The organism is Psychrobacter sp. AOP7-B1-24, from assembly GCF_052376215.1.
GTDB lineage: Bacteria > Pseudomonadota > Gammaproteobacteria > Pseudomonadales > Moraxellaceae > Psychrobacter.
This window is the reverse complement of the sequence record NZ_JBQSVL010000223.1, coordinates 1-379: the sequence shown is the minus strand read 5'-3', so window position 1 is coordinate 379 and position 379 is coordinate 1. Positions and strand designations below refer to the sequence as shown.

The following is a 379-nucleotide window of genomic DNA, read 5'->3' as shown; positions in this document are numbered from 1 at the left end:
TTCAGGACTGAATTCTAGCTCTTTGGCACGATAGTATGTGGATGGAGCAATCGGCAAGACTCTACAGATTGGCTCGACTCCATATTGTGGTTTGTGGTCATCTATAAAATCAACCATTACTTGGGTTTGCGGCCCGTCTCCGCCTGGGCGAAAAAAGCAGCAGCTTTCTTTATAATTTCATTGGCTTGCTTTAACTCTCTGTTCTCACGTTCAAGCTCTTTGATACGCTCGGCTTGGCTTTGAGCTTGAATCTTTGCAGGAATGGTTTTATCAATGTGCTTTTTATGCCATGATCGTAGGGTCTCAGGCGTGCAACCTATCTTTGGTGCTATGGCTTTGATGGCTGACCAGGTGGATGGGTAGTCGTCTTTAGCTTCAA

The 379-nt window shown here is 45.4% G+C and carries 1 pseudogene and 1 other annotated feature; the pseudogene reads right to left on the bottom strand.

The annotated features are described in order from the left end of the window. A pseudogene (locus tag ACT3QP_RS15110) lies at window positions 1-379 on the bottom strand (transposase); the annotation flags it as partial. Continuing rightward, window positions 43-159 (bottom strand) — a sequence feature (AL1L pseudoknot). (Overlaps the previous pseudogene by 117 nt.)